This window comes from Pseudomonas sp. MF4836 (assembly GCF_002018875.1).
Taxonomy (GTDB): Bacteria; Pseudomonadota; Gammaproteobacteria; order Pseudomonadales; family Pseudomonadaceae; genus Aquipseudomonas.
Window position 1 is genome coordinate 23,656 of record NZ_MVOL01000012.1, and the last position, 21,799, is coordinate 45,454.

25 protein-coding genes are annotated in these 21,799 nt (G+C 63.1%); 18 read left to right on the forward strand and 7 right to left on the reverse strand.

Annotated elements, in window-relative coordinates; all coding sequences use genetic code 11:
• Positions 1-162: 162 nt before the first annotated feature.
• From MF4836_RS24995 to MF4836_RS25005, 3 genes are all read left to right on the forward strand, one after another.
• Positions 163-900 carry a glycine-rich domain-containing protein gene (locus MF4836_RS24995; RefSeq protein ID WP_078472534.1) on the forward strand — a complete coding sequence of 246 codons (738 nt, stop codon included), beginning with the start codon at positions 163-165 and terminating at the stop codon, positions 898-900.
• An 87-nt stretch (positions 901-987) separates the two neighbouring features.
• Positions 988-1,284, forward strand: coding sequence for a hypothetical protein (locus MF4836_RS25000; RefSeq protein ID WP_078472535.1), 297 nt, complete (start codon positions 988-990; stop codon positions 1,282-1,284).
• A 36-nt stretch (positions 1,285-1,320) separates the two neighbouring features.
• Positions 1,321-1,650, forward strand: coding sequence for a DHCW motif cupin fold protein (locus MF4836_RS25005; RefSeq protein ID WP_078472536.1), 330 nt, complete (start codon positions 1,321-1,323; stop codon positions 1,648-1,650).
• A 3-nt stretch (positions 1,651-1,653) separates the two neighbouring features.
• On the opposite strand, the gene MF4836_RS25010 is transcribed toward MF4836_RS25005, so the two are convergent.
• Positions 1,654-4,014 (reverse strand): DNA polymerase II, encoded by a 2,361-nt coding sequence (locus MF4836_RS25010; RefSeq protein ID WP_078472537.1) that lies wholly within the window; start codon positions 4,012-4,014, stop codon positions 1,654-1,656.
• Positions 4,015-4,584: 570 nt separating this feature from the next.
• Between MF4836_RS25010 and MF4836_RS25015 the strand changes: the two genes are divergently transcribed.
• A complete protein-coding gene (locus tag MF4836_RS25015) occupies positions 4,585-4,914 on the forward strand; it encodes a hypothetical protein (protein WP_020298805.1) in 330 nt (109 codons plus the stop codon).
• 283 nt (positions 4,915-5,197) lie between these two features.
• On the forward strand, positions 5,198-6,436 hold the full coding sequence (gene alr / locus MF4836_RS25020) for an alanine racemase (protein WP_078472538.1): 1,239 nt from the start codon (positions 5,198-5,200) through the stop codon (positions 6,434-6,436).
• A 72-nt stretch (positions 6,437-6,508) separates the two neighbouring features.
• Here the strand turns inward: alr and MF4836_RS25025 are convergent, their stop codons facing one another.
• Positions 6,509-7,087 carry an antibiotic biosynthesis monooxygenase gene (locus tag MF4836_RS25025; protein ID WP_078472539.1) on the reverse strand — a complete coding sequence of 193 codons (579 nt, stop codon included), beginning with the start codon at positions 7,085-7,087 and terminating at the stop codon, positions 6,509-6,511.
• Between the two features lie 71 nt (positions 7,088-7,158).
• Complete coding sequence (locus MF4836_RS25030; protein ID WP_020298808.1) at positions 7,159-7,803, reverse strand: hydrolase; 645 nt, start codon at positions 7,801-7,803, stop codon at positions 7,159-7,161.
• Positions 7,804-7,965: 162 nt separating this feature from the next.
• Between MF4836_RS25030 and MF4836_RS25035 the strand changes: the two genes are divergently transcribed.
• From MF4836_RS25035 to MF4836_RS35620, 9 genes are all read left to right on the forward strand, one after another.
• Positions 7,966-8,865 (forward strand): LysR family transcriptional regulator, encoded by a 900-nt coding sequence (locus tag MF4836_RS25035; protein ID WP_078472540.1) that lies wholly within the window; start codon positions 7,966-7,968, stop codon positions 8,863-8,865.
• A gap of 77 nt (positions 8,866-8,942) precedes the next feature.
• Positions 8,943-9,602, forward strand: coding sequence for a methyltransferase family protein (locus tag MF4836_RS25040; protein WP_078472541.1), 660 nt, complete (start codon positions 8,943-8,945; stop codon positions 9,600-9,602).
• Positions 9,603-9,732: 130 nt separating this feature from the next.
• Positions 9,733-9,915 carry a hypothetical protein gene (locus tag MF4836_RS25045; protein ID WP_078472542.1) on the forward strand — a complete coding sequence of 61 codons (183 nt, stop codon included), beginning with the start codon at positions 9,733-9,735 and terminating at the stop codon, positions 9,913-9,915.
• 145 nt (positions 9,916-10,060) lie between these two features.
• A complete protein-coding gene (locus MF4836_RS25050) occupies positions 10,061-11,371 on the forward strand; it encodes an NAD(P)/FAD-dependent oxidoreductase (RefSeq protein ID WP_078472543.1) in 1,311 nt (436 codons plus the stop codon).
• 180 nt (positions 11,372-11,551) lie between these two features.
• Positions 11,552-12,556 carry a hypothetical protein gene (locus MF4836_RS25055; protein WP_078472544.1) on the forward strand — a complete coding sequence of 335 codons (1,005 nt, stop codon included), beginning with the start codon at positions 11,552-11,554 and terminating at the stop codon, positions 12,554-12,556.
• An 8-nt stretch (positions 12,557-12,564) separates the two neighbouring features.
• The gene (locus MF4836_RS25060; protein ID WP_238596198.1) at positions 12,565-13,548 is read left to right on the forward strand and encodes a DUF2628 domain-containing protein; all 984 of its coding nucleotides are present in this window, start codon (positions 12,565-12,567) and stop codon (positions 13,546-13,548) included.
• Entirely contained in the window at positions 13,545-13,931 is a 387-nt protein-coding gene (locus MF4836_RS25065) for a GFA family protein (RefSeq protein WP_078472546.1), read from the forward strand. The genes MF4836_RS25060 and MF4836_RS25065 overlap by 4 nt, the downstream gene beginning before the upstream one ends.
• Positions 13,928-14,392, forward strand: a complete 465-nt coding sequence (locus MF4836_RS25070) for a hypothetical protein (protein WP_078472547.1) — start codon at positions 13,928-13,930, stop codon at positions 14,390-14,392. Before MF4836_RS25065 ends, MF4836_RS25070 begins: the two co-directional genes overlap by 4 nt.
• 29 nt (positions 14,393-14,421) lie before the next feature.
• A complete protein-coding gene (locus tag MF4836_RS35620) occupies positions 14,422-14,715 on the forward strand; it encodes a hypothetical protein (protein WP_078472548.1) in 294 nt (97 codons plus the stop codon).
• A gap of 127 nt (positions 14,716-14,842) precedes the next feature.
• On the opposite strand, the gene nadE is transcribed toward MF4836_RS35620, so the two are convergent.
• From nadE to MF4836_RS25090, 3 genes are read right to left on the reverse strand one after another with little or no spacing between them, the layout of a single operon-like run.
• The gene (nadE, locus tag MF4836_RS25080) at positions 14,843-15,679 is read right to left on the reverse strand and encodes an ammonia-dependent NAD(+) synthetase (RefSeq protein ID WP_078472549.1); all 837 of its coding nucleotides are present in this window, start codon (positions 15,677-15,679) and stop codon (positions 14,843-14,845) included.
• Between the two features lie 12 nt (positions 15,680-15,691).
• A complete protein-coding gene (pncB, locus tag MF4836_RS25085; RefSeq protein WP_020298819.1) occupies positions 15,692-16,909 on the reverse strand; it encodes a nicotinate phosphoribosyltransferase in 1,218 nt (405 codons plus the stop codon).
• Positions 16,910-16,918: 9 nt separating this feature from the next.
• Positions 16,919-17,566, reverse strand: coding sequence for a nicotinamidase (locus tag MF4836_RS25090; protein ID WP_078472550.1), 648 nt, complete (start codon positions 17,564-17,566; stop codon positions 16,919-16,921).
• A gap of 191 nt (positions 17,567-17,757) precedes the next feature.
• On the opposite strand from MF4836_RS25090, the gene MF4836_RS25095 reads away from it, so the two are divergent.
• Genes MF4836_RS25095 through MF4836_RS25105 form a run of 3 tightly spaced genes read left to right on the forward strand, consistent with a single transcriptional unit; the run spans position 17,758 to position 19,521 of the window.
• Positions 17,758-18,303 carry an adenylyltransferase/cytidyltransferase family protein gene (locus tag MF4836_RS25095; RefSeq protein ID WP_078472551.1) on the forward strand — a complete coding sequence of 182 codons (546 nt, stop codon included), beginning with the start codon at positions 17,758-17,760 and terminating at the stop codon, positions 18,301-18,303.
• 1 nt (position 18,304) lies between these two features.
• Positions 18,305-19,012 (forward strand): NUDIX hydrolase, encoded by a 708-nt coding sequence (locus MF4836_RS25100; RefSeq protein WP_078472552.1) that lies wholly within the window; start codon positions 18,305-18,307, stop codon positions 19,010-19,012.
• 8 nt (positions 19,013-19,020) lie between these two features.
• Entirely contained in the window at positions 19,021-19,521 is a 501-nt protein-coding gene (locus tag MF4836_RS25105) for an NUDIX hydrolase (protein ID WP_078472553.1), read from the forward strand.
• An 86-nt stretch (positions 19,522-19,607) separates the two neighbouring features.
• On the opposite strand, the gene MF4836_RS25110 is transcribed toward MF4836_RS25105, so the two are convergent.
• Positions 19,608-20,516 (reverse strand): LysR family transcriptional regulator, encoded by a 909-nt coding sequence (locus tag MF4836_RS25110; protein WP_078472729.1) that lies wholly within the window; start codon positions 20,514-20,516, stop codon positions 19,608-19,610.
• Positions 20,517-20,618: 102 nt separating this feature from the next.
• Here MF4836_RS25110 and MF4836_RS25115 point away from each other — a divergent pair, with 102 nt between their 5' ends.
• On the forward strand, positions 20,619-21,794 hold the full coding sequence (locus MF4836_RS25115; protein ID WP_078472554.1) for an aspartate aminotransferase family protein: 1,176 nt from the start codon (positions 20,619-20,621) through the stop codon (positions 21,792-21,794).
• Positions 21,795-21,799 lie beyond the last annotated feature (5 nt).

A 21,799-nucleotide genomic window follows, 5' to 3' on the forward strand; every position in this document is an offset into this window, starting at 1 on the left:
CGCGAAAATGCGGATAAGAATTGATCGCAATCATAGGCACTCGCCGCTGCGGACTCAAGGCATGTGTGTACCGATGCTGCGCATGCACAGGGCCCGACCTCTTGAACAATCCCGCCAGTTGCGCCACTGTCAGCGCACTTTTTTGGCTGATGGATCGCCTGCATGCCGTTTATTCTCCCTGCTGTCCTTGGACTGGTGCTGCTGGCGATGCTTTGGCGGCGCCAGAAAGCCCTGACTGCGCTGCGCCGCGAAGCCTATATCCGCAGTTTCACCTTGCCGCCCAGGTTGTTCGAACCGCTGCGCGCGCAGCACCCGCACCTGGACCTCAAGCACTGCCAGCTGGTGGCCCAGGGCTTGCGCCAGTTCTTCATGGCCTACCTCAAGAGCGGCCAGCGCTATGTGTCGATGCCGTCCCAGGTGGTCGACGATCTATGGCATGAGTTCATCCTTCACACCCGGGACTATCAGGAGTTCTGCGACAAGGCTTTCGGCCAGTTCCTGCATCACACGCCGGCGGCGGCGCTGGGCCAGGGCGCCGAGAAAAAAAGCGACATCGGTTTACGCCGCTGCTGGTGGTTCGCCTGCCACGACGAGAACATCAACCCGAGCAAGGCCACGCGCCTGCCGTTGTTGTTCGCCCTCGATGCCAAGCTGAAAATCGCCAACGGCTTTCACTACGTGGTCGATTGCCAGTCGCTGCAGCGCGTGACCGAGAGCGGCACCCAGACCACGGTTGTCCATTGCGGCAGCGAGCTGTACAGCTCCAGCAGCGACAGCGATTCCGGCTCCAGCTTCGGCAGTGACGACTCCCGATTCGACGGCGACTCCGGCAGCAGTGACGGCGGAGGCGACAGCGGTGGTTGCGGCGGGGGCGGTTGCGGGGGCGGCGGCGGTGATTGAGCAACGACCGCTTCAGCGTGATGAACGAGCACCCGACGTGGCACGCGCTACGCTTTGAGAGTCCATCTGCGTTCAAGGAATCTTGCGATGAAAAAAATCCTTTCCCTCGCCACCCTGTTGCTTGTCGCCGGTGGCGCCCATGCCGAAGGCGTTCCGGCATTCAACGTCGACTGCCCGGGCAATCTGGCGGTCAGCGCCGACCAGGGCGGGCCAGTGTTGATCAATGGCAAGGAAGCCAAGACCCGTGCCGTCAACGAGCGTTTTTTTGAAGCCAAGGCGACGGACGTGACGATTTCCATCAGCCTCTCCGACGATGATTCGGTGATCGTGAGCTACACCGGCAAGCACGGCGCCAATGGCATCTGCACCTCGGTCGATGACTGAGCCCTTCCCCTCCACACCTGAACAGATGAGTGATCGATGGATATTGCTGGCATCCCTTTTGGCACCACCGACTGGTCCGATATCGAGCCTACCGAACACCGTGGCGAGACCGGCTGCGCCTACTGGCGCACCCGGCAGTTTGGCGCGATCCGAGTGCGCATGATCGAGTACAGCGCGGGCTACCTCGCCGATCACTGGTGCTCCAAGGGCCATATCCTGTTTTGCCTGGAGGGCGAGTTGCACACTGAACTGGAGGACGGCCGGCAGTTCGTACTCGGCCCCGGCATGAGCTACCAGGTGGCCGACAACGCCGAACCCCATCGCTCGTTCACCGCGCTCGGCGTCAAGCTGTTCGTGGTCGACTGAGGCCTAGAACAGCCCCAACTGCCCGCCGATCAGGGTGCTGAAATCATCCTGCACAAAGGGCAGGATCGCATCCGCCACCGGCTGCAATTGCCGGGTCACGTAGTGGTCGTAATCGATGGCGGCCTGGCGATTTTCCAGGGGCTCGGGGCCGGCCAGGGTGATCACGTAGCTGATCGAACCACCGTTCTGGTACTGCCGTGGACGGCCGTGCAGGTCGTTGTATTCATCCGCCAGGCGTGCGGCCCGCACATGGGGCGGGACGTTGCGTTCGTAGTCGTCGAGCCGGCGACGCAGGCGCTTGCGATAGACCAGTTGCTGATCCAGCTCGCCGGCCAGGGTACGCCGCACATAGTCGCGCACATAATCCTGATACGGCTGGCGGTGGAAGATCCGCTGGTAGAGCTCCTTCTGGAACTCCTGGGCCAGGGGCGACCAGTCGGTGCGCACGGTTTCCAGGCCCTTGTACACCATCTCCTCGCGCCCGTCGGCGTGCAGCACCAGGCCGGCGTAGCGCTTCTTGCTGCCCTCCTCGGCCCCGCGGATGGTCGGCATCAGAAAGCGACTGAAGTGGGTTTCGAACTGCAACTCCAGGGCACTTTCCAGCCCGTACTCGTCACGCAGGTGATCGCGCCACCACTGGTTGACCTGCTGCACCAGGCCGCGGCCGATGCGCGTCGCGTCCTCCTCGGCATGGGCGTGACCGAGCCAGACAAAGGTCGAGTCGGTGTCACCGTAGATCACGGTGTGGCCCTGGGCTTCGATCAGTTCGCGGGTGCGGCGCATGATCTCGTGGCCGCGCAAGGTGATCGAAGACGCCAGGCGCGGATCGAAAAACCGGCAACCGCTGGAGCCAAGCACACCGTAGAAGGCGTTCATGATGATTTTCAGCGCCTGGGACAACGGCTGGTTGTGCTCGCGCTTGGCCTGCTCGCGGCCTTCGGAAACCCGGGTGACGATGGCCGGCAGGCAATGCCTTGAACGGGAGAACCGCGCGCCGCGAAAACCCGGCACCGACTCGTTGTCCCCGGGGTGGCGCAAGCCGTCCACCAGGCCCACCGGGTCGATCAGGAAACTGCGGATGATCGATGGGTACAGGCTCTTGTAGTCCAGCACCAGCACCGACTCATAAAGCCCCGGCCGCGAGTCCATGACAAAGCCGCCGGGGCTGGCCTCCGGCGGGCGCTCACCCAGGTTCGGCGCAACAAATCCCTGGCGGTGCATCAGCGGCATGTACAGGTGGGTAAAGGCGGCGACCGAGCCGCCATTGCGGTCGGCGGGCAAACCGGTGACGGTGGCGCGCTCCAGGAGAAAAGTCAGCAGCTCGGTCTTGGCGAAAATCCGCGTCACCAACTCGCAGTCCTTGAGGTTGTAGCGGGCCAGGGCCGGTTTGTCCTCGGCGAACATGCGGTTGATTTCATCCATGCGCTGGTAGGGCGTGGAAATCGCCTTGCCCTCACCCAGCAGAGTCTGGGCCACGTTCTCCAGGCTGAAGGACGGAAAACTCCAGGTGGCCGAGCGCAGGGCCTCGATCCCATCGATGATCAAGCGCCCCGCCGCCGAAGCGAAGTAATGGGTGCGGGTGCCGTGCTCGCGCCATTGCATCTCCTCGCCCCCACGCCCCAGGCGCAGCGGCACCGCCAGGCGCCGGGCATGTTCGTGCAGCACCCGCAGGTCGAACTGCACCAGGTTCCAGCCAATGATCGCGTCCGGGTCGTGCCGGGCCAGCCACTGGTTGAGCCGCTCGAGCAATTGCACGCGGTTGTCGCAAAACTCAAGGTCGAAGTCCACAGCGCTGTCGCTGTCCGTGGCACGCCCGAGCATGTACACCTGGCGCTGGCCACAGCCTTCGAGGGCGATGGAATACAGCTCGCCCTGCTCGCTGGTCTCGATGTCCAGGGACACCAGCTTCAGCGTCGGCCGGTATTGCGGGGCGGGTTTCATCTGCGCCTCGAGCAACAGGCCATTGGCGTCCGCCTGGCCGCCGAACCATACCGGCGCCGTAATGAAACGCTCCATCAGGTAGCGCTCCGGCGGACGGATATCGGCCTCGAACACATCGACACCGGCGCGCCGCAAGGTCTTGTCGAGACGAATCAACTGATTGTGCTGCGGGCAATACAGGCCGAGCACCGGACGGTGCTGGAAGTCGCACAGCTCCAGGGGGCGCAACTCGACATCGGGGTCATCGACCAGCAGGCGCTGGGCCTGCTCACGCTGCTGCGCGGCAATGAACGCCACGGAATTCTGCACGGGCAGGCGGATCTGTCGGGGACCGTTGTCGGTCGCCAACCAGAATTCGACTTGCGTGCCTGCCGGCGTGTCACGCCAGTGCCGGGTCAGGACGAAGCCCTGCTGTAAATCCACCGCTGCAACCTCGAGAAGACGTTTTCAAGGGCGCGATTCTACCTGTCATCGCCTGCGATAGCCCGCGCCGGTGATGGCATTCCAGCTTTGTCGGACAATATGTAGTGCTCTAAAATTTTCACTACAAAACCGTTGACGAGGGGAATTTGCCCTTGCATGATGCAGACGTCTCCCCGATCGGGAGACGCGGCAAAGGTGTTATGAGCAAGCTCGTCTGACCGCCGAGCTGTGACCCGGATGTGTACTGCCCACAAGGCAGATTGATGAAACTGACCTGGCATGAACGTCCAGTACAAGGACGAGACGCTAGCGAGAACTCTTCAAGATGCTTGTGGCCGATGGCGGAAATATCGGCAGCTTCATTCAGGTTTGCGCTGCTTCTCCTCGTTGTGACGCTATTGCGTAGCAGTTAATCAAGGCAACTACACGCATCAGGCTCTGGGCCTTATCTGTATCCGACAGACACCCTCTGTCGCCCTGTTTCCGGTATCAGGGTTCAACTTACCGACGTAGCAACATGAATTAGCGACTCAACTAGATAGATCGATAAATGGTCAAGGGGCTTATAAAATGAATCTGAACAACCAACCCACTATTGATGAACTGGCTCACCTCTTTGCTAAGCAGAAGGACAGCCTGGACAGCCATATTCTGTGGATAGCCAAGTCAGGTCAGGTGCATATCGACTGCCTGTCGCCCCACACCCATGAACAAGAGTTCGACCAGCACCAACAGGACCTGGCGGCCCGCCTGAAGATGTACCGTCGCGGCCAGGGTTATGTCGGCAAGAAAGCTGCAGCAGACAAAGACTTCATCGGGCAGGTACTTGAAACCCTGAAGACTGAATGGCAATCGCTGCAGAACAAGTCGGAAGTTCGGGTTATCGATCGTTTCTGTTAAGTACAACTATCGAGCCTTTCCAGGCTGATATGACAAGGGGCCACTCGGCAAATGAGTGGCCCCTTTTTAATGGCTTGATTGTTTTTTAAGCACGTATCGAAGTTGCAGTCGTCCCCCCGCCATCAACAGCGTTATCCGCTGCCTCCACCGCCCAACACCACATAAACCCACCTCGGCTTTGCTGAAAAATTCCCGGGCTGTTCGCTCGGTGCCTGATGGACTTGGTCACGACCTTGCCTGCCAACGCATAGGGCTCATTTCCCCACAGAATGGAAAGCTCGCCATGCAACGTTTCTCCCTCAATACCCTGGCCCTCGCCCTGACCCTGGCCACCGCGTGCGGCACCTTGAACGCCGCCCCGCTGTTGGACCCCAGCCCACAGCTCACGCCCTCCGCCCCCCATGCGAACCCGGCCAACAGCTGGCTGGAGATCGACCAGGCCGCCTTCGAAGGCAACATCGCCAAACTCCAGCAGCGTCTAGCCGGCCGCAGCCAGCTGTGCGCGGTGATGAAAGCCGACGCCTATGGCACCGGCATCGGGTTATTGATTCCCTCGGCGATCCGCATGGGGGTGTCCTGCATCGGTATCGCCAGCAACGAAGAAGCCAGGGTCGCGCGGGCCCAGGGTTTTACCGGGCGCCTGATGCGCCTGCGCAGCGCCACCCTGGAAGAGATGGAAGGCGCCCTGAGCTACAACCTCGAAGAACTGGTGGGCAACCTGGAGGTGGCGCGGCAGATGAACGCCCTGGCCAATCGGCACGGGACAAAGCTGTCGGTGCACCTGGCCCTGAACTCGGCCGGCATGAGCCGCAACGGCCTGGAAATGAGCACGGTCGAGGGTAAGCGCCAGGCCGTGGCCATGACCCGGCTGGACCGGCTCCAGGTGGTGGGGATCATGACCCACTTCCCGGTCGAGGAACGAGAGGACGTGCTGCATGGCCTGGCGCTGTTCAAGGAGCAGTCGGCCTGGTTGATCGAGCACGCCCAACTGGACCGCAGTCGCCTGACCCTGCATTGCGCCAATACCTTCACCACCCTTGAAGTGCCCGAAGGCTGGCTCGACATGGTGCGCCCGGGCGCCGCGCTGTACGGCTACCCGGTGGGTGGCCACCAGGAGTTCCAGCGGGTCATGCAGTTCAAGTCGCGGGTGGCGGCGGTCAACCCCTACCCGGCCGGCAGCACCATCAGCTACGACCGGACCTACACCCTGAGCAAGGACTCGCAGATCGCCAACATCCCGGTCGGTTATTCGGACGGCTACCGCCGAGGTTTTTCCAACAAGGCCTCGGTGCTGATCCATGGCCAACGCGCGCCGGTAATCGGCAAGGTCACCATGAATACCCTGATGGTCGATGTCAGTGCCATCAAGGGCGTCCGGCCCGGGGACGAAGTGGTGCTGTATGGCAAGCAGGGTGATGAGGAAATCACCCAGGGCGAATTGGAGACCATCAACGGCGCCCTGCTGGCCGACCTGTACACGGTCTGGGGCAACTCCAACCCGAAAGTGCTGAAAGGACGCTAGGCAAAGTGCACCCTCGCGCCCCCTGCACAGTACCTTGACCCGCAGGGGCTGCGAGGGCGTGCTGGGGCACGATCAGCCCACGGGCCGCGCTTGCAGCCATTGGCTGAATAAGCGGGTCACGCGGGGCATGAACACATACACCACCAACAGCACGATGCTCAGGGTGATCAGCACATTGGCCTGGACATAACCACCCAGCCACGGCCACCCGGCGAACAGCGGTTTCCACAGCAGCGGCACAAGGAAGGTCAGCGGCAGGATCACCAGGAAGGTGACACAGGCCTGCTTCCAGCGCGGTGGCGGAGTCGGTGCACCGGATTCAGGCGGAGTGAACCAGAACTCGCGTTCGGCGTTGATCTCAGTCTGGTCGCCATCGGCCAGCAACGGCCGGGCCTGCTGCACCAGGTCGCGGCGATCGTCGGAATCCAGCCATTGCTGCAACTGCCCGGTGCTGGCAAAGCGCAGCACACTGGTGAACAGCGCCAGCCCGGCGTGGTGTCCGCGCACCACATCAATGCCCAGGTGGCCCGGGTAGGTGCGGGCCTTGGCGATGATCTGGCGCAACCAGGTTTCGTACTCCTGGTCGCGGCCCTGCTTGATCCGGTGCCGCACCAGCAGCGTGACCACGCCATCGGCAAGTTCGATATCCATGAAAGGCTCCAGCGGTAGGTGACACTGCACACGCGTTCGGGCGCCACCCGGGCGCCCATCGCGGCCTGGCCTTACTTGACCTGACGCTGCGGCGCGCCGTGGACCATGGTGTAGGCGTAGTCCACGCCCATGCCGTAGGCGCCGCTGTGTTCCAGCACTAGGCCCATGACCGCGTCGTAGGTTTCTTTGTGCGCCCAGTCACGCTGGTATTCGAGCAACACTTGCTGCCAGGTCACCGGCACCGCGCCGGCCTGAATCATGCGCTGCACCGACATGTCGTGGGCTTCCTTGGTGGTACCGCCGGAAGCGTCGGTGACGATGTACACCTCATAGCCTTCGGCCAGGGCTTCCAGGGCCGGGAAGTTCAGGCAGACCTCGGTCCACAGCGCGGCCATGATCAGTTTCTTGCGCCCGGTGGCTTTTACCGCCTCGACCAGCGCCTTGTCTTCCCAGGAGTTCATCGAGGTGCGCTCGATGGGCTGCTGGTCCGGGAACACCGCCAGCAGTTCCGGCCAGATGTAGCCGCTGAAGCTCTGGGTTTCCACCGAGGTCAGGATGGTCGGCACGTTGAAGATCTTCGCCGCCTTGGCCAGGGCCACGGTGTTGTTCTTCAGGGTCTGGCGATCGATCGATTGCACGCCGAAGGACATCTGCGGCTGGTGGTCGATCAGGATCAGGGTGGAGTTGGACGGGTTGAGCAATTCACGAATGGACATGGCGCGTTCCTTTTGATGTCGGTGTGTTCGGTTCGATGAGTGAGCCGCGGCGTGCTTCGTGGAAGACTGTTTGCTGCCGGCTTGGTGGCTAATTTAGGCGCTCGACAAAAAAGGGACAATCCCACAAAATCGAGAATCATTAATTCTAAATAAGGGACAATCATGGACCGCATCGAATGCATGCGCGCCTTTGTCGTCACCGTCGGTGAAAACGGCTTTGCCGCTGCCGCCCGGGCGATGGACGTGCCGCGCTCGAAAGTCAGCAAGCAGATCCAGGCGCTGGAAGACGCCATCGGCGTGCAGTTGTTGCAGCGCACCACTCGCAGCCTGCACCTGACTGAAGCCGGCGCCGAGTACTACGACGCGGCACGCGAAGTCCTGGCCTCGCTGGATGAAGCCGAGCAGCGTGCCCGCGACGGCATCGGCGAATTGCGCGGCGTGCTGCGGGTCAACGCGCCAATGTCCTTTGGCTTGCGCCGGCTCGGACGCCTGGTGCCGCTGTTCCATCAATTGCACCCGAACATCGAACTGCAACTGGTGCTCAGCGACCAACAGGTGGACCCGGTACGCGGCGGCTTCGATGTGACCATCCGCATCGCCAGCCTGCCGGACTCTTCGATGGTTGCCCGGCTGCTGGCGCCGGCGCCGAGGATCATGGTCGCCGCGCCGGCCTACCTGGCCCGCGCCGGCGTCCCCCAGGTGCCCCGCGACCTCAGCCAGCACCAGTGCCTGAACTATGGCTACCTGCAAAGCGGAGTCAGCCTGCAACTGAGCAACGGCAAGGACACCCAGCGCGTGACCGTGACCGGCCCGCTGCACGCCAATAACTGCGACCTGCTGGCCCAGGCCGCCGAGGCCGGGATGGGCATTGCGCTGTTGCCCAACTTTATCGTCGAGGACGCTTTGGCCGCCGGACGCCTGGTGCCCGTGCTGTGCGAATGGCAGGCACCGCCGATCACCATCAACGCGGTCTACCCTTCGGCGCGCCGGGTGCCGCAAAAGACCCGGGCCTTTATTGATTTCCTGGTGGAGCAGCTCGCGGAAAAACAGCCGGCGCCCTGACCGGCGATGAAATTCCGATCGGCAGCGAACGGCCTCCTACACTGAACAAGTAGCCCTCGCGAAACAGGAGCGCCGTGATGAAAATCTCCCCCAGGCTGGCTGTTTTCACTGTGCTCGGCACCCTGCTCTACCTGGGGTTGGCGATCATTGGCAGGGGCGGGTTTGCTGCATTCTTCGCCCATCCGGCGTTGTGGGTGTTGGTGCTGGCCACCCTGGCGATGACCGGCGCGACGTTTTTCAGCGAGGGCAACCTCAGCTCCGGCGAACGCGAAGACACCGGCAACCGCTGGGTGCTGCCCGCCTTTGCCGTGATCGGCCTGCTGCAGGCGTTCGTTCCCGCCTACAGCGACCGGCTGCACCTGTGGACATTCAATAAGGGCGATGTGCGCTGGGTGGGCGTGGTGCTGTTCGTCGCCGGTGGCGTTCTGCGGCTGTGGCCGGTATTTGTGCTGGGCAAGCGTTTCAGCGGCCTGGTGGCGATCCAGCCCGGGCACCAGTTGGTGACCACCGGCCTCTACGCCACCCTGCGCAACCCCAGTTACCTCGGGCTGCTGATCAACTCCATCGGCTGGGCCTTGGCGTTTCGCTCCAGCCTCGGCCTGCTGCTGACCGCGCTGATGCTGGTGCCCCTGGTAGCCCGTATCCATGCCGAAGAGGCACTGCTGCGCCAGACCTTCGGCAAGCGCTACAACGCTTATTGCGCCCACACCTGGCGCCTGATTCCGTGGATCTACTGAACGCACCCGGCGCACCGGCAAGCCGGATATTTCACCCCCTCCCCCTTGGCAGCACGGCCCGGCCCCGGTAAAACGGTGTGCCTGTGTTCAGCATTCCCCGACCTGAACCGACCACGAGACGCCTCGGCTGATGCAGCCCTGCCCCCTGCGAGACGCACCGCAAACCTTCGTGCAACTGGCCCAGCCCAGTGGTCGCAGCGTGGGCGTCGGGCTTGGCATCAAGAGTCGCCTGCTGGTCAACCTGCCCATGGCCCTGTGCCGTTCCCGCCTGCGTCATTCCTCGCGCCCTCCGGATCATCCGCAACACGCCTGATCGCCCTCCCGCGCCTCCTGTCTGGCAGCTCCCGTTACCCATTGGTCACGGTCGACGCCGATTGTCGCGGATAGCGCCTCAGGCCTGATTCGGCGGCCGGCTGCCCTGGGCACCGGTCGATTCCCTGTATTGCCGAGGATCACCCATGACTGCTATCCAGAACCCGCTGGCCGCCAGCCAGCGTTGCCCGTCCTACTACAGCGCCACCCTGAATGACCCCACCGCCTACCCCACCCTGCAAGGCCAGGTCGCGGTGGATGTCGTCATCATCGGCGGCGGTTTCACCGGAGTCGCCAGCGCCGTGGAGCTGGCGGAAAAAGGCCTGAAGGTCGCCATCGTCGAAAGCCACCGGATCGGCTGGGGCGCCAGCGGACGCAACGGCGGCCAGGTCACCGGCAGCCTTTCGGGCGACCAGGCGATGCGCAAACAGATGCGCGCCAAACTCGGTGCCGAGGTCGACGATTTCATCTGGCACCTGCGCTGGCGCGGGCACCAGATCATCCAGCAGCGAGTGGACAAATACGCCATCGCCTGCGACCTCAAGCACGGTCACCTGCACGCTGCCTACAAGCCCAGCCACCTGCCCGAGCTGCGGGCCGATCACGAGGAAGCCGTACGCCGCGGCCTGGGTGACCAGGTCAGCCTGCTGGACCGCGAGCAAGTGCGCAGCCTGCTTGGCAGCGAGCTGTACCACGGCGCATTGAAGAACACCCGCAACATGCACCTGCACCCGCTGAACCTGTGCCTGGGCGAGGCGCGCGCAGCCCACAGCCTGGGGGCGCTGATTTTCGAACACAGCCCGGTGCTGGAAATCATCCACGGTGCCCAGCCGGCAGTGATTACCGCACAGGGTCGGATCGACGCCAAGCAGGTGCTGCTGGCCGGCGACGTCTACCACAAACTGGAGCCGGGCCAGCTCAAGGGCAAGATCTTCCCCGCCATGGGCGGCATCGTCACCACCGAGCCCCTGGGCGACCTGGCGCAACGCCTGAACCCCGAGGACCTGGCGGTGTACGACTGCCGCTTCGTCCTCGACTACTACCGCATGACCGCCGACGGGCGCCTGCTGTTCGGCGGCGGCGCCAACTACAGCGGCAAGGACTCGCGGGACATCGCCGGCGAACTGCGACCCTGCATCGAGCGCACCTTCCCGGCGCTCAAGGGCGTGGGCATCGATTTCCAGTGGAGCTGCGCCATGGGCATCGTGATCAACCGCATCCCGCAACTGGGCAAGCTCTCGGACAACGTCTGGTACTGCCAGGGCTACTCCGGGCACGGCATCGCCACCAGCCACATCATGGGCGAGATCATGGCCCAGGCGATCACCGGGCAATTGGAGCACTACGACACCTTCGCCGCCTGCCGCCACATCCGCGTGCCCTTCGGCGACCAGTTGGGCAACCCGATGCTGGCCGCCGGCATGTGGTACTACCAGATGCTCGAACGCCTGCGCTGACGACGCGCTGCACCCAGGGCCGGAGTCATCAAGCCGGGATCGCAGACGCTGCTTGATGACTCGCCCTGTTTTTCAGTAGGCTGCGCCCCGTCAAAGGCATGGATCGCCCCCACTGACGGGAGGTTCAGGCGCACCCTTCAACCTGCACCCGCCACTGGCCGGTGCCAAGCGAGCTCCCCCGTGACCCGAACCCTGGACCAGGCAACCATCGAGCGCATCAATCAGCACCTGATGCGGACCAGAAGGGGTGACGCGCTGGGCGCCTGGTTCAACTTGATCTTTTACCTGCCCCCCTGCCTGTTCGGTATTTACCTGCTCGACGGACCGCTGTTTGCCAAGGTAATCCTGGGTGGTTTTATCTGTTTCCTGGCCGTCGCCTGGTGCCTGGTCAAGCGCACGAACAATCAACAGCGGCCAGCCAGTGATGTCAGCGGCATCGAGGTGCAACAACTGGAGGGTTACTTTGACCGCCAGAGGGTCCGTACCAGCACGGGCCTCGATTACAAGTACAGCTTCGGCTCCTACACCCTGCACTTGCTGACCTTGCCCGGGAGTTTTTTCAGCGGCGATGACCAGTTGAAACTCAACCGCCGCTACCGGGTCGATGCGCTGTATCTCACTGAACCGGTCGCCTACGAAAGCGGCTACTACCTGCTGCGGGAAACCTTTCAGGAAATCACCGACGACAGCGACCTTTCAGCCGAACAGAAAGCACAGGTCGCCGAGCGTGAAACGCGCATCAACCAACAACTCGAAGCCCAATACAAGCGCCTCTACCGTATCTACCAAAACCCTCAGGGCGAATTGGAAGCCATAGGCGAAGGTTTCAACTTCGCGGCGTTTTTTCTCGGCGTGTTGTGGTCGTTCTCCGCACGCGTCGACAGAGCCACCTGGATAGCCCTCGCGGCACTGGGCCTGTCCCTGTTCGCCGCGTGGGCTGACGACAACTACCACTGGTTAACCCTCTGCCTGTTTATCATCGCCGCAGTCTTTGGCGCGTGTGGCAACCTGTGGCGAGAAAAACAGGCCCGAGACAAAGGCTTTGTCGAGGTCGACAGCGTGCTGTCCTGCAACCCGGATCAGGCCAAGGTCGCCTATAAACGCAAGATCGAAGAAGCCCAGTGGCACGTGACCGACCTCACTCCCGAAGGGAGCCCACAAAAGCCCGAGGCTTGCACTCAATGAGCAGCCCCGTGACCCGAACCCTGGACGCGGCAACCATCGAGCGCATCAACAAGCAATTGCTGCGCAACAATTACACTGATGTGGGGGAAGTCGGGGTGGTGTCGACCATCGTCCTGATCCCCTGCCTGATCCTTTTATCGCTGATGGACGGGCCACTGTTTGCCAAGGTCATCCTCATCGCATTTCTCTGTGCCCTGGCCGGCGCCTGGTACCTGGTCAAGCGGGCCGAAGCCCAGGAGCGGCCAGCGCCTGATGTCAGCGGCCTCGAGGTGCAACAACTGGAGGGTTATTTTGACTGGCAGCTCGCACGTCTAGGCGGCAGGCCCATTTTCAAATACAACTTCGGCCCCCACCACCTGCATATGGAGACCTCGGCCGCGAGTTTCTTCCATGGCGACGAGCAGTTGAAACTCAACCGCCGCTATCGGGTCGATGCGGTGTTTATCACCGGCCGGAGCTGGTACGACACCGGCTACTACCTGCTGCGGGAAACCTTCCAGGAAATCACCGACGACAGCGATCTTTCAGCCAAGGAGAAAGGGCTGGTCGCCGCGCGTGAAAAACGCCTCAACAGCATGCTCGAGGCTCGATACAAGCGCCTCCACCGTGTCTATCAAAACCCCCAGGGCCAACTGGAAGCGATTGGCGACGGCATCAACTTCGCGGCGTGCCTGTTTGGCGTGTTCTGGTTGTTTTTCGTCGGTCTCTACGGTCTCGCCTGCATTGCCCTGATGGTGCTGGGGGTGGCCCTGTTCGCGGTGATAGCTGACCCTGACAGCCACTGGTTTGCCCTCGGCATGCTCAGCATCGCCGTCATCTTTGGCGCGTGTGGCAACCTGTGCCGAAAAATGCAGGTGCGGCGCAAGGGGTTCGTCGAAGTCGACAGCATCGTCTCCTGCAACCCGGATGAGGCCAAGGTCGCCTATAAACGCAAGATCGAAGAAGCCCAGTGGCACGCGCCCGTCCACAACCCCGAAGGAAATTCGCAATGAGCGCATCGACTTACCACGGCGGTTGCCTGTGTGGACGCATCCGATTCCAGGCCCGGGGGCCTGCCGAGAACCCGCACACCTGCTCCTGCAAATACTGCCAACGGCACACCGGTTCGCTGACCGCATCCTGGGTCGAGTTCCCCCTTGAGCGGGTAAGCTGGACCGGCCCGGGCGGCGCGCCCTCCACCTTCAGGTCATCGGACTACTCGAGCCGGGCTTTCTGCGCGAGCTGCGGCAGTTCCCTGGGTGCGATCGACGATGCGCCGACCATCGCCCTGCTGCTGGGCTGTTTCGATGACAACCAGCACCCGGCGCTGATGCCCACGGCTCATTCCTACAGCGATGAGCGCCCTACCTGGTGGCATGTCGGGGACAGGCCATGAGCGAAACCGGCCTGGAATCCGCAGAAAAAATCGCCTCGCTGATCTGGACCTGGTACGGCCAGGACGAGTGGCGAAAAATCATTCTGGTGGGTGAACTGGCGCCGACCCTGGTGTTTTTGAGCAGCGATGCCAACGCCCAGCAGCAAGACATCGGCTGTTGCGCCGAATGCAACCTGTGGTCGCACTTCCTCGAATACCTCGACACCTTTGTGCAACGCTTTCCCGCGCACCTGCAACCGCAGTTGTGCCTGCTGCTGCGCAGGTTATTGAGCGCCTGCGAAGCCTTGAGCCCGGCCGCCTACGGCACCCTCGAGAGCAATGGCTTCGAAGACCCGCAATGGGCGCCGTTGCGCGAAATGGCCAGCGAAGCGCTCGAGCAGATGGGCTGGCCGGAGCTGGCCGAACACCTGCCCGCCCTGACCGACGACTGCCGCGCCGCCCTGCGCAAATGGCCGGACTGAAACACACCTTTTGATCGCCGGAGCCTGACATGAGCACACCCCAAGAACGCCTCTTCGCCCTGGCGCTGTACCACATGCGCCAGCAGCTGTCGCACAAGTTCGGCGCCTGCACCGACGGCGACCTGGGGGTCAGCCTCGCCGCCAACCTGGCGTATGCCCTGCACAACAACGCACTGGATGTACTCGAAGGCCGGGCCTTTGATATCGAACAAGCACTGGAAAGAATCGAAGGCATCGACCGCCTCCTGGGCACCCGCGACTGCCGCCAACTGGCCGAGCAGATCCGCACCGACCTCGCCGCCCAAAAACCCGACACCCTGTAGCGTTGCGTAGCCGCTGCCGAGCAGCGCGAGGCGGCGCTGGCCCTCGAGGACGCCGTGGGGTGTCAGGTACATGAGGCGGTGTTGGTGAGGGCCAGCGTCCGAACGCGGCCCGAGCCTTCGGCAGCCGCTACAAACCGCTGTTCGGCGTGCGTGGCAGTTCGCGTTTGTGGGCGGTGTTGCGGTAGGCGGTTTCGATGAGGGTGCGGCTTGGTTCGGTCACCGGGCGTCCCATCAGGTAGGCATCGATCTCCTCGTAAGTGCAGCCGTAGGCCTGTTCATCGAGTTTGCCGGGGGCCAGTTCCTCGAGGTCGGCGGTCGGCGCCTTGCGCACCAGTTGCGTAGGCGCGCCGAGTGCATCGGCCAGCAACCGCACCTGGGTCTTGGTCAAGCCGGACAGCGGCGCCAGGTCACAGGCACCGTCCCCGAACTTGGTGAAGAACCCCATCAACGCCTCCGCTCCATGGTCAGTCCCCACCACCAGGCCCTGGCTGAAGTTGGCGATGGCGTACTGCGCCAGCATCCGTGCCCGGGCCTTGACGTTGCCCTTGGCGAAATCCGTCAGCTCGGCACTGGGCTGCAAGCCCTCGATCTGAATGCTCGCCATCAGCCCATCGACACAGGCCGCAATGTTGCTGGTGGTGATCAGGTCCGGCTGGATAAAGTCCAGGGACGCCTGGGCATCGCGCTCATCGGCCTGGGTCTTGTACGGCAGGCGCACCGCGATAAACCGAGCCTCGGCGCCCTCCTCACGCAGCTGCTCCACTGCCAGTTGGCACAGGCGCCCGGCGGTCAGCGAGTCCACCCCGCCGCTGATGCCCAGCACCAGCGCCTTGCAGCCGGAGCCGCGCAACACCGACTTGATAAACTCGACCCGGCGGCTGATTTCCCCCTGCTCGCCGCCCGCCACCAGTTGCCGATCAATGCCCAGCTCCAGGGCAATCCTGTCTTGCAATTGCGTGCTCATATCCAGCTCCCGTTACTGATTATTCAGATCGACGTTGAACACCTGCGCCGCATAGCGCAGGAACGACACGTCCTCACAGACGTTCTTGATCGGGTCATCGGAGAACTTCACCACCGGCTCGCCGTGTACCCTCACCAGCTTCATCACGATGCTCAGCGGCTCGACGCCATCGACGTCGCAGGCCAGGCTGGTGCCCATGCCAAAACCGAACCGGGCCTTGCCCCGCACGTGACGCAGGATCGGCAGGCATTTCTCGAAGTTCAGGCCGTCGGAGAACATCAGATCCTTGGTCCTGGCGTCGATACCCAGCTCTGCATAGCGCCCCAGCACTTTGTCGGCCCAGACGATGGGATCTCCCGAATCCTGGCGCAAACCGTCGTACAGCTTGGCAAAGTACAGGTCGAAATCCTTGAGGAAAAAGTCGGTGCTGATGCAGTCGGTCAAGGCAATCCCCAAGCGGCCGCGGTACTCGTGCACCCAGTTCTCCAGCGCCGCATTCTGGCTCTCCCGCAAGCGGCCCAGTTGCTGGTGCACCATCAGCCATTGGTGAGCCATGGTGCCAATCAACGGCAGGTCGAACTCATAGGCCAGGTGCGCGTTGCTGGTGCCGACGAACACCCCGGGGAAGTCGCTGCGCATCACATTGACCACTTCGCGCTGAGCCCGGAACGACAGGCGCCGACGGGTCGAGAAATCCGAAACCCGCAACTCGGCGAGTTCTTCGCGGCTGGCGTTTTTTTCCAGCCATTCGAATTTCTGGTACAGCTTGCGGGTGACATCGGCCAGCTCCACATCCGGGTATTTGTCCCGGTTGCGCAACTCGCTGACCATCGCCAGCACCGGCTGCTCGAACATGATGCAGTGCAGCATCGGCCCGCGAACCCGGATATTCAGCTGGCCGTCGACCTCCGAGACATGGATGTAGCGCAGGTTGAAGCGAAACAGACCGAGGAACTGTTCGAAGTCCGGCGTCAGGTACTCGCGAAAGCGCTTGTTGAACAGAAAGCGTTGCTCACCTTCGCGCATCTGCAGGCCTGCGAGCTTTTCCAGCTCTTCGCGGATCTCCGGGATCAAGTGCCCGAGCCGCTCCTTGGAGCGCACGATAAACAGGTACTCGACTTCGACATTGGGGTGCTGGTGCAACACTGCCTGCATCATGGTGAAGGTGTAGTAATCAGTGTCCAGCAGGCTCTGGATGACGCCGTTGCTGCGATCGAATGCACTTTCCATGGTGGTTCCTTATGCGCTTGCCAGTTCGGCGGTCTGTTCACGGGTCTCGCCCATCGAGATACCCGCTTGCTGCATGTCACGAATGGCCTGTTCGGCGCCCGGCTCGCTGATGGCGCGGCAGGCCGGCAAGTGGATGATCACCTTGAACCCGGCGGCGGCCAGTTGCAGGGCGGTGGTCTTGACGCAGAAGTCCAGGGCCAGGCCGCCGACTATCACCTGGGCCACACCCTGGCTGCGCAGGTACTCGATGACCCCTGTGGACAGCTTGCCGTGCAGGTCGTGGTAGCAGGCGCCGTAGGGGTGCAGGTCGGGTTCCACGCCCTTCCACACGAAGTAGTCGTAGTCATAGGGCGTCGGCAGCTCGTCCAGCAGGGTGAACCCCTCGGTGCCGGGAACGCAGTGGCTGACCCAGGTAATGTCGGCATGTTCCAGGCCAGTGGGCTGGAGCATCTGCGAGTGCTCGGCCACGACCCACGGTGCTTGCGGGCTGTGGGCATCCTTGCTGCCGACCCGCAGGCCGGCCAGGCTCGCCATGAAGTTCAGTTCGCCGCCGATGCGATCGCCACCGGCTACCGGCAGCTCGTCAGGGCACAGCGGGGTGAAGCTCTTTTGTGCATCGACATCGAAGGAAGCGGTTTTCAGGGTTGAAGCGTTCATGGCGGGTCTCTCCTCTGCATGGAACATAAGGTACACGTCATGTACTTTCATATCAACAGTTCGTGCCAACTATTTTTCATGCCACTCACAACCTAGCATTTATTATCCAATACATGGGGCAACCTGAGGCATATCCCTTTGCAAAATTCGATGCTAAGGTACACGTCATGTACCAATAGGGAGAGCCCACGATGTACGAGATAGCCCTTTATGGCGGTGCGTTCAATCCGCCCCATGCCGGCCATGCCCAAGTCATGGTCCAAGCCTCGCATCAGGCACGCCGGGTGCTAGTGGCGCCCAGCTTCCGCCATCCTTACGGCAAGCGCATGGCCGATTTCGAGCTGCGCATGAATTGGCTGCAAGCCATCGTGGCCCATGTGCAAAGCCGTTGTGCTGCCGAGGTCAGGGTGAGCCGCATCGAGCAACAGCTGGCGCGCGACGTTGAAGGCGCGATCTACAGCTACACCCTGCTCGATCGCCTGGCCGCCGGCCTCGACATCCCCGACAAGCAGATCGCGCTGGTGGTGGGCGAAGACGTGCAGGCCCTGTTGCCCAGCTTCTACCGCGGCGCCGAATTGCTGCAGCGGTTTTCCGTGCTCTGCGTCGAGGAACAGATCGGCGTACGCAGCACCGCCATGCGTGAACGCCTGGCCCAGGGTGAAAGCTTGCCCAGCCACTGGATGGCACCGGGCATGGATCCGCTAAACTACGGCCTCTACGCCGCCCACGGGAACTGACATGCAAGACCGCACCACCAAACAAAGCGCCTACCTGCACACCATCGACCTGTGTGTATTGCGCTACTGCCGGGACACCCAGGCGCTGGAAATCCTCCTCAACAAACGTGATGGCGAACCCTTCGCCGGGCACTGGGCCCTGCCCGGGATCGTGGTCAACGGCGACGTCGTCGACCTGAGCCTGGAGGACGCCGTGGAACGCCTGCGCGCCTCGAGCAAAGTCGACATGCCCCTGGCCTGGATCGAACAGGTCGGCACTGTCGGCGACGCCTTTCGCGACCCCCGCTGCTGGTCGTCCTCGACCTTTTACCTGGCCATCGTCAGCGACCCGGTGCCGCTGGCCGAGCACCAGGTATTCCAGCCCCTGAACGAGGTGGCCAGCGCCAGCTTCAAACTGCCCTTCGACCACAACCGCCTGGTGGCCGCGGTGCAGGAACGCCTGCTGTCGAAGTCGCTCTACAGCAGCCTGCCACTGATGTTTCTCGGCAACGAGTTCAGCGCCCCGGAAGCGGTGAGCATCTTTTCCCTGGTGCTGGCTCGCCCGGTACTGAAAACCAGCATCCGCCAACGCTTGCTGAAGATGAGTGAAGCCGGCCACCTGGCAGAAACCGGACGCAAGAAAAGCGGCGACGGTGGCCGCCCGCAAGCCACCCTGGCCAACCTCAAGCCTACCCAGCTGTACCTTTTTGATCGCTGCTTTCTGGAGTAATACCGCGCATGAAGCCCGCTGACGAAACCCTGCTGCAAACCCCGTATTTCAAGGTCGTGCGTGAAAACGGCTACTTCATCATCAAGGAACCCCAGGCGGTGAATGGCGTGGTCGCCGTGCCGACCCTGGCCGATGGCCGCCTGATGCTGGCCCACCTCAAGCGCCGGGCCATCGGCGGCATGTCCCTGGAGTTTCCCCGGGGCGCCATCGACCCGGGCGAAAGCCCGCGTGACGCCGCCGTCCGCGAACTGCTGGAAGAAACCGGCTGGCAGGCCCGGGAGGTCAAGGACCTGGGTCTGTTGCACAGCAACACCTCGCTGATCGCCAGTGCGATCGCGGTGTGCCAGGTGTTGATCGACGACCAGACTGCCGGCGACACCGACGGCGAAGTGGATGAGTTGCTGTGGGTGACCCGCCAGGAGCTGATGCGCCTGATTGCCAGCGGCAAGATCACCGACGGCCATACCCTGTCGGCGGCCATGCTGCTGCTCGCCAGCGAGTCGATCTAAGAACCTGTTCACGATCGAGCGAGCGACGCTCAAGGAAGCCATCTTTAACGCCCCATGAGCCAAGTGCAGCGGATCGTGAACCGGCGCTAAGGCGCCCTACCCCATTTCTCCAGGGCAAACTCGACGAAACTGCGCAGCTTGGGCAACCGGTAGCGGTCCTGGGCGTACAGCAGGTGGGTCGCGCGCCGGGGCAGTTGGTAGCCCTGCAGCACCGCCACCAGCCGTCCCTGCTCCAGGTCTTCCTGGACCAGGGCGTCGGGCAGCATCACCACCCCCAGCCCGGCGCGGGCCGCCTGATACAAGCCGGCCGACGAGTTGATCACCAGCGAGCCGGACACCGGCACCAGCACCTCGCCCTCGGGCCCGCTCAGCGGCCACTGGCGGGCTGTGGAACTCCACTCATCCCCGGCCGGATAGGCGAATGCCAGGCAATTGTGCTGCTGCAGATCGCCAGGCGTCTGCGGCGTACCGCAGCGCCGCAGGTAGTCCGGGGCGGCGCAAATGGTCAGGGTGTAGTCCTGCAGCGGCCGGGCGATCAGCGCCGATGGCTCGAGATTGCCCAGGCGGATCGCCACGTCGAAGCCACTGTCGATCAAATCGTGGCGCTGGTTGGCCAGCACCACGTCGACCTTGACCTGGGGGCAGCGCTGCAAGAACTCGCTGAGGGCCGGCGCCAGGCGTTCGGTGCCGAAGGTCAGTGGCGCGGTGATGCGCAAGATCCCCGCCGGCTCGCCCTGGGCCTGCTCGGCCAGGCGTTCGGAGTCGGCCACCAGCCCCAGCACCGCGAGGCAGCGCTGGTAGTAATCGGCGCCGAACTCGGTGAGCCGTTGGCGGCGTGTGGTGCGATTGAGCAGGCTGACGCCCAGGCGCTCTTCCAGTGCCCGCACGTGGTTGCCGACCATGGTCGTCGACAGCCCGCACTCATTCGCAGCAGCCGTCATGCTGCCGCTCTCCACTACCTTGACGTACACCGACATCGCCAGGAACACATCCATTATCAAGCCCTGATTGAAGATCATTAAAGGTTTAGCGCGTTTATCCAGCATTGGTGGCCAAAGATACTGGAAAAACCCCCACCCGAGATGGAGTTTCAGCCCATGCCCGCCACCAGCCTGATGCACACCTACCAACCCCAGCCCCTGAGTTTCATCAGAGGGCTGGGCACCCGTCTCTGGGATCAGGCCGGCCGCGAATACCTGGATGCGGTGGCGGGCGTCGCGGTGACCGGTGTCGGCCACTCCCACCCGAAGCTGGTCCAGGCCATCAGCGAACAGGCCGGCTTGCTGCTGCACACCTCCAACCTCTACACCATCGACTGGCAGCAACAACTGGCGCAAAAGCTCACCGCCCTGGCCGGCATGGAGCGCGCGTTCTTCAACAATTCCGGGGCCGAGGCCAATGAAACCGCGCTCAAGCTGGCGCGCCTGCACGCCTGGAACAAAGGCATCCAGCAGCCCCTGGTGGTGGTCATGGAAAACGCCTTCCACGGGCGCACCCTGGGCACACTGTCAGCCAGCGACGGGCCTGCGGTGCGCCTGGGGTTCGGCTGCCTGCCGGGGGATTTCATCAAGGTGCCGTTCGGCGACATCGTCGCCCTGGAACACATCGCCAGCGAATACGGGCAACGCATCAGCGCCGTGCTGATGGAGCCGATCCAGGGTGAAAGCGGTGTGCAACTGCCGCCGCCGGGTTACCTCAAGGCGGTCCGCGCCTTGTGCCATCGGCGCGACTGGTTGCTGATGCTGGATGAGATCCAGACCGGTATCGGTCGCACCGGCCACTGGTTCGCCTGCCAGCATGAACAGGTGGTGCCGGATGTGATGACTCTGGCCAAGGGCCTGGGCAACGGCATTCCCATCGGCGCCTGCCTGGCCCGGGGCAAGGCCGCGCAACTGTTCACCCCCGGCAGCCACGGCAGCACCTTTGGCGGCAATCCCCTGGCGTGCCGGGTGGCCTGCACCGTACTGCAGATCATCGAGGAACAGGGCCTGCTGGCCAACGCCCGGCGCCAGGGCGAGCAACTGCTGCAACGCTTGCGCAATGAACTCAGGACCCATCCGGAGGTGCTTGAGGTGCGCGGCCTGGGGCTGATGATCGGCATCGAACTCAAGCGCCCGCAGCCTGACCTGGTGGGGCTCGCGGCCCGCGAACAAGGCCTGCTGATCAATGTCACCCGGGGCCAGACCATCCGTTTGCTGCCGCCCCTGGTGATCGATGCCGACGAGGTGGAACTGATCGTCCAGGGCCTGTGCCGGGCTCTGGGTCGAGCCTGAGCACG

Bases quoted from the DNA above. Each gene is read 5' to 3' on its own strand.
- MF4836_RS25040 (WP_078472541.1), top strand. From the start codon at position 8,943: ATGAAAATCTCCCCCAGGCTGGCTGTTTTCACTGTGCTCGGCACCCTG.
- MF4836_RS25100 (WP_078472552.1), top strand. From the start codon at position 18,305: ATGCAAGACCGCACCACCAAACAAAGCGCCTACCTGCACACCATCGAC.
- MF4836_RS25095 (WP_078472551.1), top strand. From the start codon at position 17,758: ATGTACGAGATAGCCCTTTATGGCGGTGCGTTCAATCCGCCCCATGCC.
- MF4836_RS25090 (WP_078472550.1), bottom strand. From the start codon at position 17,566: ATGAACGCTTCAACCCTGAAAACCGCTTCCTTCGATGTCGATGCACAA.
- nadE (WP_078472549.1), bottom strand. From the start codon at position 15,679: ATGAGCACGCAATTGCAAGACAGGATTGCCCTGGAGCTGGGCATTGAT.
- MF4836_RS24995 (WP_078472534.1), top strand. From the start codon at position 163: ATGCCGTTTATTCTCCCTGCTGTCCTTGGACTGGTGCTGCTGGCGATG.
- MF4836_RS25110 (WP_078472729.1), bottom strand. From the start codon at position 20,516: ATGGATGTGTTCCTGGCGATGTCGGTGTACGTCAAGGTAGTGGAGAGC.
- pncB (WP_020298819.1), bottom strand. From the start codon at position 16,909: ATGGAAAGTGCATTCGATCGCAGCAACGGCGTCATCCAGAGCCTGCTG.
- MF4836_RS25000 (WP_078472535.1), top strand. From the start codon at position 988: ATGAAAAAAATCCTTTCCCTCGCCACCCTGTTGCTTGTCGCCGGTGGC.
- MF4836_RS25105 (WP_078472553.1), top strand. From the start codon at position 19,021: ATGAAGCCCGCTGACGAAACCCTGCTGCAAACCCCGTATTTCAAGGTC.
- MF4836_RS25115 (WP_078472554.1), top strand. From the start codon at position 20,619: ATGCCCGCCACCAGCCTGATGCACACCTACCAACCCCAGCCCCTGAGT.
- MF4836_RS25070 (WP_078472547.1), top strand. From the start codon at position 13,928: ATGAGCGAAACCGGCCTGGAATCCGCAGAAAAAATCGCCTCGCTGATC.
- MF4836_RS25005 (WP_078472536.1), top strand. From the start codon at position 1,321: ATGGATATTGCTGGCATCCCTTTTGGCACCACCGACTGGTCCGATATC.
- MF4836_RS35620 (WP_078472548.1), top strand. From the start codon at position 14,422: ATGAGCACACCCCAAGAACGCCTCTTCGCCCTGGCGCTGTACCACATG.
- MF4836_RS25030 (WP_020298808.1), bottom strand. From the start codon at position 7,803: ATGTCCATTCGTGAATTGCTCAACCCGTCCAACTCCACCCTGATCCTG.
- MF4836_RS25045 (WP_078472542.1), top strand. From the start codon at position 9,733: ATGCAGCCCTGCCCCCTGCGAGACGCACCGCAAACCTTCGTGCAACTG.
- MF4836_RS25065 (WP_078472546.1), top strand. From the start codon at position 13,545: ATGAGCGCATCGACTTACCACGGCGGTTGCCTGTGTGGACGCATCCGA.
- MF4836_RS25015 (WP_020298805.1), top strand. From the start codon at position 4,585: ATGAATCTGAACAACCAACCCACTATTGATGAACTGGCTCACCTCTTT.
- MF4836_RS25025 (WP_078472539.1), bottom strand. From the start codon at position 7,087: ATGGATATCGAACTTGCCGATGGCGTGGTCACGCTGCTGGTGCGGCAC.
- MF4836_RS25050 (WP_078472543.1), top strand. From the start codon at position 10,061: ATGACTGCTATCCAGAACCCGCTGGCCGCCAGCCAGCGTTGCCCGTCC.
- alr (WP_078472538.1), top strand. From the start codon at position 5,198: ATGCAACGTTTCTCCCTCAATACCCTGGCCCTCGCCCTGACCCTGGCC.
- MF4836_RS25035 (WP_078472540.1), top strand. From the start codon at position 7,966: ATGGACCGCATCGAATGCATGCGCGCCTTTGTCGTCACCGTCGGTGAA.